The following is an 8,562-nucleotide window of genomic DNA, read 5'->3' on the forward strand; positions in this document are numbered from 1 at the left end:
AGGACCAGACATGAGCCGCTATATTCCTGCCGAGATCGAGCCGAATTGGCAGACCGCCTGGGACGAGGCCGGAATTTTCACCTCCAAGCGCGACGATTCGAAACCCAAGTACTATGTGCTTGAGATGTTCCCCTATCCGTCGGGGCGCATCCACATCGGGCACGTGCGCAACTACACGATGGGCGACGTGGTGGCGCGCTACAAGTCCAGCACGGGCCATGCGGTACTGCACCCGATGGGCTGGGACGCGTTCGGGATGCCGGCCGAAAACGCCGCGATGGCATCGGGCGGGCACCCGGCCGACTGGACCTATCAGAACATCGCCGACATGAAGGCGCAGATGAAACCGATGGGCTGGTCGCTGGACTGGAGCCGTGAATTCGCGACCTGCGATCCCGAATATTACGGCCAGCAACAGGCTATGTTCCTGGATTTCCTGGACAAAGGGCTGGTCTATCGCAAGAACGCGGTGGTCAACTGGGACCCGGTGGACATGACCGTTCTGGCCAATGAACAGGTGATCGACGGCTGCGGCTGGCGCTCGGGGGCGCCGGTCGAGCGGCGCGAACTGACCCAGTGGTTCTTCAAGATCTCGGACTATGCCGACGACCTGTTGGCATCGATCGACGCCCTGGACGACTGGCCCGAAAAGGTGCGCGCGATGCAGCGCAACTGGATCGGCAAGTCGCGCGGGCTGCAATTTGCCTTTTCGCTGATCGACGGGCCGCACGGCCACGACCGGGTCGAGGTATATACCACCCGGCCCGACACGTTGATGGGCGCATCTTTTGTGGGTATTTCGCCGGATCATCCGCTGGCAAAGGAACTGGAACGTTCGGACCCGCGCGTGGCGGAATTCTGCGCCATCGCGCGCCAGGGTGGCACCACCGAAGAAGCGCTGGAAAAGGCCGAAAAGCTGGGCTTTGACACCGGCCTGCGCGTGCGTCATCCCTTTGATACAGCTTGGGAATTGCCGGTCTACATCGCCAATTTCATCCTGATGGACTACGGCACCGGCGCGATTTTCGGCTGCCCCGCGCATGACCAGCGCGATTTCGAATTTGCCACCAAATACGGCCTACCGATCAAAGCCGTGTTCGCGCCGCACGACGCCCCCACCCCTACCGAGCTGACCGAAGCCTTTGTGCCGCCCAGAACCGAAAAGGTCCGCTACATCCGCGGCTTCGCCGGCGACGCCGTTCAGACCGGCGAAGAGGGTGTCGAAACCGCCGTCGACTTTTGCGAATCTCAGGGCGTCGGCCAGAGCGTGACGAAATTCCGCCTGCGCGACTGGGGGCTTAGCCGTCAGCGCTATTGGGGTTGCCCGATTCCGGTGGTTCACTGCGACGCTTGCGGCGTGGTGCCCGAGAAAAAGGAAAACCTGCCGATCGAATTACCCAAGGACGTCAGCTTTGACGTGCCGGGCAACCCGCTGGACCGTCACCCGACCTGGCGCGACTGTACCTGCCCGGCCTGCGGCGCACCCGCCCGGCGCGAAACCGACACGATGGACACGTTCGTCGATTCGTCCTGGTACTATGCGCGTTTCACCAGCCCGCACGCGTCCACGCCCACCGTGGCCGAAGACGCCGATTACTGGATGAACGTGGATCAATATATCGGCGGGATCGAACACGCGATTCTGCACCTGCTCTATTCCCGCTTTTTCGCGCGCGCGATGAATGTCTGCGGCCATCTGCCCGACAAATCGCGCGAACCATTCGACGCGCTGTTCACCCAAGGCATGGTCACCCATGCGATCTATCAGACCGAAAGCGCCGACGGGCGGCCTGTCTATCACTACCCCGAAGAAGTCGAACTGCGCGACGGCAAGGGGTTTCTGAAAGACGGCACCGAAGTGCAGATCACCCCGTCGGCCAAGATGTCCAAGTCCAAGAACAACGTGGTCGATCCGGTCAACATCATCGCCGAATTCGGCGCCGACACCGCGCGCTGGTTCGTGCTGTCCGACAGCCCGCCTGAACGCGATGTGGAATGGACCGCATCCGGGGCCGAAGCCGCGCACAAGCACCTGTCGCGCGTCTGGCGCATGGCCGACGACCTGCGCGACGCGGCGGACGGCGACACCGATGCGGCGCTGGAAAAGATCACCGCACGCGCCATCCTGGACGTGACCAACGGCATTGAAAGCTTTGGCTTTAATGCCGCAATTGCAAAGCTTTATGGGTTTACCAACGCGATCCAGAAGGCCAAGGCCAGCGACAGCGCCAAAAAGGCCGCGATGAAGGTGTTGGCCCAGTTGATGTCGCCCATGACGCCGCATCTGGCCGAAGAAATCTGGCATATGCTAGGCGGCGAAGGGTTGGTGGCCAGCGCGCCCTGGCCCGTTGCAGACGAAGCGCTGCTGGTCGAAGACACCGTGACCCTGCCGATCCAGATCAACGGCAAGCGCAAATCCGAAATCGACGTGCCCAAGGACATGCCCAAGGATCAGGTTGAAAATCTGGCGCTGGCCGACGATGCTGTGGTCAAGGCGCTGGAAGGTCGCGCGCCGAAAAAGGTGATCGTTGTGCCGGGGCGTATCGTGAATGTCGTCATTTAACCGCCGAATCGTTGCGCTGTCGCTGTTGGCGCTTGGCGCCTGCGGCTTCACCCCGGCCTATGGGCCGACGGGCAGCGGGGCGGCGCTGCGGGGCGCGGTGACAGTGGCCGCGCCGGACGATCAGGCATCCTACGCGCTGGTGCGCCAGCTTGAATCGCGGCTGGGCCGGCCAGAGCGCCCGATCTATGATCTGAACTATACGATAGAAACCCAGCGCCGCGCCGTGGGCATCACACCCGAACAGGAAACCACCCGCTATCATCTGACCGGCACTGTGACCTACGTGCTCAGCGATCGGGCCGGGCAAACGGTGCACGACGGCGTGGTGCGAAGCTTTACCGCCTATGCGGCAACCGGGTCGACCACATCCACGCTGACCGCAACGCGCGACGCCGAAGAACGGCTGATGGTCATTCTGGCTGATCGGATCGTGACCCGGCTGGTCGCGGATCTGGCGCGATGAAACTGGCCGCACGCGACGCGTCACGCTATTTCGCCAAACCCGATCCGGGCAAGACCGGCCTGTTGATTTTCGGCGGCGATGCCATGCGGGTTGCGATGAAGCGGCAGGAATTCCTGGCCGCGCTGCTGGGCAAATCCGCCGAAGAGGAAATGCGCCTGACACGTATCCCCGCGGCCGAGCTGCGCAAGGATGGCGCGCTGCTGCTGGATGCGATCAAGGCGCAGGGGTTTTTCCCCGGCCCGCGCGCCGCCTTTGTCGAAGATGCAACCGACGGCTTGGCCGACACGATCAAATCGGCGCTGGCCCAATGGCGCGAGGGCGATGCGCAGATCGTGGTGACGGCCGGATCGCTGACGGCGAAATCCAAACTGCGCAAGGCCTTCGAAGAGCACCGCAACGCCTTTAGCGTCGGACTCTATGACGATCCGCCCAGCCGCGACGACATCGAAGCTGAACTGGCGCGGGCCGGGCTGACCCGCTTTGCACGCGGCGCGATGGAAGACCTGACCGTGCTGGCGCGCGAACTGTCTGCGGGCGATTTCCGCCAGACGCTGGAAAAACTGGCGCTGTACAAGTGGGGCGACGACAGCGATGTGAGCACGCAGGACATTCTGAACTGTGCGCCCGCCACCCATGAAGCGGTGATCGACGACCTGCTGAACGTGGTGGCCGAGTCCCGCACAGACGAAATCGGGCCATTGATGGCGCGGCTGGAAGGCCAGGGCCAGCAACCCGTGGGCCTGGTGATCGGGGCGACGCGCCACTTTCGTCAATTGCATGCCGCCGCAGCCGATCCGGGCGGGCCGGGGCAAGGCATCGGGCGGCTTCGCCCGCCGGTTTTCGGCCCCCGCCGGGATCGCATGGTGCGTCAGGCGCAGGCATGGGGCATGTACAAGCTTGAACAGGCGCTGCAAATGCTGACCGATACGGATCTGCAACTGCGATCAGGCGGTCAGACCGCGCCGCAAATGGCGGTGATGGAACGCACCCTGATCCGCGTGGCGATGCTGGGGCGGCGCTAAGCCAGGTACTGCGCCGCGCCGCGCCCGGCGGCCCGCCCCGACGCAAGGCAACCGGAAATCAGGTATCCGCCCGTCGGCGCGTCCCAATCCAGCATTTCACCCGCCGCGAACACACCCGGCAGCGCCCGCAACATCAGCGATTCGTTCAGCGCATCGGGCGCGATGCCGCCGGCCGACGATATGGCGTGGGTGATCGATTGCAGCCCCGATTGGCGAATGGGAAGCGCCTTGAGGATCGGCGCAAGATCATCCGGCAGCGGGCGTGCGAATTCATTGATCAGCGCGATCTTGACCGGCGGCAGACCCAGGGACTTGCGCAGATGTGTGCTCAGCGTGGCCTTGCCGCGGGGGCGCGACAGGCGGGCGCGGACGGTATCGAGCGTCAGGTCGGGCAACAGATCGACGTGCAGCGCGGCGCCGTCACGGATCGCGGCCGAAAGCGGATAGATGCCGCCCCCTTCGATGCCCTTGGCGGTGATCGTCACCTCGCCGCGCGACAAGGCCGGGCCGGCGCGCAAGGCGACGGATTTCAACGGCGCACCGAAATGTTTTGCCATATGCGCCGACCAGTCCACCGACAGGGCCGCGTTGGACGGCGCAAAGGGGGTGATCGTCACGCCGCGTTCGGCCAGCCATGGCACCCAGGCGGCGTCCGAACCCAGCCGCGGCCAACTGGCGCCGCCAAGCGCAAGAACGGTGACGCGTGGTGTCAGCAGGCGCGGCCCGGCGGGGGTTTCAAAACGCAAAGCGCCCCCCTGCCAGCCCTGCCAGTGCCAGTTGCGCTGCAGATCGACCCCCTTACCCGCCAGCCGGGTCAGCCAGTTGCGCAGCAGCGGCGAGGCTTTCATGACCTTGGGAAAGACGCGCCCGCTCGAGCCGGTGAAAAGCTGTTGCCCCAGGGTTTCGGCCCAGACCTGCACCGCCGCGTTGTCAAATTCGGAAATGATTTCCGGCCATTTTGTTATCTTGGTATCAAAATGCGCCACAAAATCCGAACTCGGTTCGGCCTTGGTGATGTTCAACCCGCTTTTGCCGGCCATCAGGAATTTGCGGCCCGGCGACGGTTTGGCTTCGGCCACGGTGACCGCGTGGCCGGCATCGGCCAGCGTTTCGGCCGCCATCAGGCCAGCGGGCCCTGCCCCGATCACCACGACAGCGGGTTGTTCCAGATCGCTCATGTCCATCACCTTGCCCGTCCATCACCTTGCCCGGCGCGCAGGCGCTAGATCAGTGCCTTGATCCCTGCCACGTGGCTAGGCGTGGCGGACAAGGCATCGGCGGACAATTCGCCAATCGTATCGACCAGCGCATCGCGTTGAACGATACGGTCGATCAGCCCCATTTCCAGCGCGTCCGGCGCGGTGATCTTTTGCCCCGCCATCAAGATCAGCTTGGCCCGTGACGGCCCGACCAGCGCGGCAAGGCGGCGCGGATCCGAGGGCTGCGGCAGAAAGCCCAGCTTCATGACCGGGTAGAAGAACCGGGCGTCGGGCACGGCGATGCGCAGATCGCATGCCAGCGTCATGCCGAATGCGCCGCCCGCCAGCGTGCCGTTCAGCGCGGCAATGGTCAGGCAGGGCAGATCGGCAATGGCGCCCGAAAGGCGTTCCCACACGTCCGATGTCGCAAGGCCGGCGCGCACCATGTCCAGATCGGCGCCGGCGGAAAACACCTTGCCGGTGCCGGTCAGCACGAAGACCTTGGCCTTGCCCTTTGCTTCGGTCGCGAAATCGGCCAGATCCGTCAGCATGTCCAGGGTCAGCGAATTGGCCTTTTCGGGCCGGTCGAGGGTTGCAGTCCAGAGCGCATCGCTACGGTCAAAACGGATCATGAGGGTAACTCCAGTTTGGCGCGAATCGCATCGTCGCGCAGGGACACATCGCGGCCCAGAAAATCGTCGCTGTCAGGGCTGCACATCCAGATCAGCGCAGCGGCGACCCATTCGGGGGGCACGTGATCGGACCAGTCAAGTTTGCTGACCGGGTTGATGCCCGAGGCCTTGATCTTGCGCTGCATCTGCGTGGCCACGGTGCCCGGCGACAAGCCCAGGGCGCGGATACCGTTTTCACGTTCTTCGGTGTCGAGCATCCGCGTCAGCATCAGCGCGCCGGCTTTTGACGCGCAATAATGGCTCCAACCTTCGATGGGATTGCTGGCCGCGCCGGACGATATGTTGATGACCGTGCCCTGCCCGGCGGATTTCATCACCGGCAAGGCCGCGCGGATGCCGTTATAGACCCCCTTGAGATTGATATCGATCGCCTTGGACCAATCGTCAGGGTCCGACGCGTCGAGACGTGCAATCGGGTCAATCACGCCGGCGTTGTTGATCAGCACGTCCAGCGCACCGAATGTTTCGACCGCCGCCGCAACGGCCGCGTCGACTTCCCAGTAGCGGCTGATGTCGCAGGGGATTGCCAGCGCCTTGGGGCCGATTTCCCCGGCCAGTTCGGCAATGGCGTCTTCGCTGCGCGCGATCAGGACGACATTCGCACCCGCGCCGGCAAAGGCCCGCGCCGCCGCCGCGCCGATCCCGCGGCTGGCCCCCGTGATCATGACTGTCTTTGATTGCATATCCGACATGGCCCCCTCTGCGCGCTTGTGTGGGTTGTTGGAACCGACTCTTAGTGCCCCTGCAAGGCGGTGACCAGTCCTTGACCTTGCCAAGCGCGCAGCAGAGAGTGCGGGCGAACCATTTTCAGGACACGCCGAATGACCCGCTTTACTGCTCTCATTTCCGCTGCCATGGCCGCAACTTTTGCGATGCCCGGCTTTGCTGACGTTACACCCCAACAGGTCTGGGACAACCTTTCCGGCAGCCTTGAACGCGTGGGCATGTCCGTGGTCGTCGCCGATCAGACCCAATCGGGGGACACGCTGGTCGTGGACGGGCTGAGCCTGGTGTTCCAGATCGGCCCCAGCCGCAGCGTGAGCGAAATTGAACAGCTGCGTCTGGTCGGACAGGGCGACGGCACCGTGGCCATCGAAATCGAACCGGCGATCCGCCTCACCACCCAAACCCGCATCGACGACGAACTTTTGGCGCAAAACACGGGCCTGGTGACGTTTTCGGGGCTGGGCATGATCGCCTCGGGCGAGGCGGGGCGCATCGTCTATGACATGGGCGCCGACCAGGTGGTCAGCGAAACCAAGGTGGCGGCGACCGACCTGACCCCGATGGCGCAGCTGAGCACCATGACGCTGTCCGGTTTCACATCCCAAGCGATCGCCGAAATGCAGGGTCAGGACATGCATCTGCAGACCACAGGGTCAGCCGAATCCTATGCGGCAAACATGGCCACCGAAGCGCCCGAAGGGGCGGCGGACCTGCGCGTGGATTTCACCGGCAGCGATTTCAGCTTTGAAAGCACCGCGGTCCTGCCCCCGGCGGGGGACGGCAACGGGTTTGACGCGATGATGCGCAACCCGAACGGGCTGACGGCGGCCTATGGGCTGGGCCCGTCCACGATGTCGATGGTGTCCGACAGCGGCGGGGGATCATTTGCGTTGGAATTTGCCAACCAGGCCCTGGCGTTCAACCTGGACCTGCGGGACGGTGTGGTCGGATATGACGTCACCACACGCGGCAACGCGTTTTCCGTACTGACGGGGGGCCTGCCCCCGTTGTCCGGGTCAGCCGAAGTCGCCGATTTCGGTTTGCGCATGCCCCTGGTGCAGACCGACACGCCGCGCGACATGGGCCTGACACTGCGGATCGGGCAGGTTGCGCTGGACGAAACGGTCTGGGCCATCTTCGATCCGGGACAGGCCCTGCCGCGCGACCCGGCCGATCTGAGCGTTGATCTTGCGGCCAAAGGGGCCTGGACGGCCGACCTGATGGATCCGCGATCGATGGCCGAAGCGGACGCCGCGGGCGCGATGCCGATCGATATGGACAGCGCAACGCTGACATCCCTGGTGCTGGATGCCCTTGGCGCGCGGATCGAAGCGCAGGGCGAGGTGGAATTCCAACAGGCCGACGACGCGCCCGTCCCGGTGCCGGTCGGCGCGGTGTCGGTGTCGGCCCAGGGCGTGCAGGGGCTGATCGAAAAGCTGCAGGTGGCCGGGCTGCTGCCGATCCAGTTCGGGACAATGGCGACGGTGATGCTGGGCACGTATGCAGTGCCCGCCGAGGGCGCTGACAGCTATACTTCGCAAATCGAATTTGAACAAAATGGCGGCATCACCGCGAACGGGCAACCTCTGCGCTGAGGCCACAAAGCCAGCGCGCGACGGGATGCGGGAACGGTCAGGGAAAGACGAATGGATAGTTTAGCCAATTTGACACAGGCGCTGGTCGATGCGGCCCGCAAGGCCGGCGCCGATAGCGCGGACGCAATCGCGGTGTCGGGCACATCGGTGTCGGTGGGGGTGCGCGCGGGGCAACTGGAAGATGCCGAACGATCCGAAAGCACCGATATCGGAATCCGTGTTCTTGTCGGCCAAAAGCAGGCCTGCGTGTCGGCCTCGGACACCAAGCAACAGACCATCGACGATATGGCGGCGCGCGCCGT

Annotated in this window: 8 protein-coding genes; 5 read left to right on the plus strand and 3 right to left on the minus strand. The window is 64.2% G+C overall.

Annotation, left to right across the window (positions count from 1 at the left end; translation table 11 throughout):
• The first annotated feature begins 10 nt into the window (after positions 1-10).
• The 3 genes from leuS to holA are packed head-to-tail and all read left to right on the plus strand — an operon-like array spanning position 11 to position 4,048.
• On the plus strand, positions 11-2,563 hold the full coding sequence (leuS, locus tag ACP2AV_RS12000; RefSeq protein WP_426372970.1) for a leucine--tRNA ligase: 2,553 nt from the start codon (positions 11-13) through the stop codon (positions 2,561-2,563).
• The gene (lptE, locus tag ACP2AV_RS12005; RefSeq protein WP_426372971.1) at positions 2,550-3,026 is read left to right on the plus strand and encodes an LPS assembly lipoprotein LptE; all 477 of its coding nucleotides are present in this window, start codon (positions 2,550-2,552) and stop codon (positions 3,024-3,026) included. The genes leuS and lptE overlap by 14 nt, the downstream gene beginning before the upstream one ends.
• Positions 3,023-4,048 (plus strand): DNA polymerase III subunit delta, encoded by a 1,026-nt coding sequence (gene holA / locus ACP2AV_RS12010; protein WP_426372972.1) that lies wholly within the window; start codon positions 3,023-3,025, stop codon positions 4,046-4,048. The genes lptE and holA overlap by 4 nt, the downstream gene beginning before the upstream one ends.
• Here holA and ACP2AV_RS12015 read toward each other — a convergent pair.
• From ACP2AV_RS12015 to ACP2AV_RS12025, 3 genes are read right to left on the minus strand one after another with little or no spacing between them, the layout of a single operon-like run.
• Positions 4,045-5,226: a TIGR03862 family flavoprotein gene (locus ACP2AV_RS12015; RefSeq protein WP_426372973.1), complete on the minus strand. Its 1,182-nt coding sequence runs from the start codon at positions 5,224-5,226 to the stop codon at positions 4,045-4,047. The two genes, holA and ACP2AV_RS12015, sit on opposite strands and share 4 nt — an antisense overlap.
• 44 nt (positions 5,227-5,270) lie before the next feature.
• Positions 5,271-5,879 carry an enoyl-CoA hydratase/isomerase family protein gene (locus tag ACP2AV_RS12020; protein WP_426372974.1) on the minus strand — a complete coding sequence of 203 codons (609 nt, stop codon included), beginning with the start codon at positions 5,877-5,879 and terminating at the stop codon, positions 5,271-5,273.
• A complete protein-coding gene (locus ACP2AV_RS12025) occupies positions 5,876-6,631 on the minus strand; it encodes an SDR family oxidoreductase (RefSeq protein WP_426372975.1) in 756 nt (251 codons plus the stop codon). Before ACP2AV_RS12025 ends, ACP2AV_RS12020 begins: the two co-directional genes overlap by 4 nt.
• A gap of 129 nt (positions 6,632-6,760) precedes the next feature.
• On the opposite strand from ACP2AV_RS12025, the gene ACP2AV_RS12030 reads away from it, so the two are divergent.
• Complete coding sequence (locus ACP2AV_RS12030) at positions 6,761-8,260, plus strand: hypothetical protein (protein ID WP_426372976.1); 1,500 nt, start codon at positions 6,761-6,763, stop codon at positions 8,258-8,260.
• Positions 8,261-8,311: 51 nt separating this feature from the next.
• Positions 8,312-8,562 (plus strand): PmbA/TldA family metallopeptidase (locus ACP2AV_RS12035; RefSeq protein ID WP_426372977.1); only part of this gene is annotated, 251 nt, incomplete at its 3' end.

This window comes from Aliiroseovarius sp. PTFE2010, from assembly GCF_049943335.1.
Classification (GTDB): Bacteria; Pseudomonadota; Alphaproteobacteria; order Rhodobacterales; family Rhodobacteraceae; genus JBNFVY01.

What these genes read in the sequence shown, in the direction of transcription:
- leuS (WP_426372970.1), top strand. Translation starts at nt 11, where the DNA reads ATGAGCCGCTATATTCCTGCCGAGATCGAGCCGAATTGGCAGACCGCC.
- lptE (WP_426372971.1), top strand. Translation starts at nt 2,550, where the DNA reads ATGTCGTCATTTAACCGCCGAATCGTTGCGCTGTCGCTGTTGGCGCTT.
- holA (WP_426372972.1), top strand. Translation starts at nt 3,023, where the DNA reads ATGAAACTGGCCGCACGCGACGCGTCACGCTATTTCGCCAAACCCGAT.
- ACP2AV_RS12015 (WP_426372973.1), bottom strand. Translation starts at nt 5,226, where the DNA reads ATGAGCGATCTGGAACAACCCGCTGTCGTGGTGATCGGGGCAGGGCCC.
- ACP2AV_RS12020 (WP_426372974.1), bottom strand. Translation starts at nt 5,879, where the DNA reads ATGATCCGTTTTGACCGTAGCGATGCGCTCTGGACTGCAACCCTCGAC.
- ACP2AV_RS12025 (WP_426372975.1), bottom strand. Translation starts at nt 6,631, where the DNA reads ATGTCGGATATGCAATCAAAGACAGTCATGATCACGGGGGCCAGCCGC.
- ACP2AV_RS12030 (WP_426372976.1), top strand. Translation starts at nt 6,761, where the DNA reads ATGACCCGCTTTACTGCTCTCATTTCCGCTGCCATGGCCGCAACTTTT.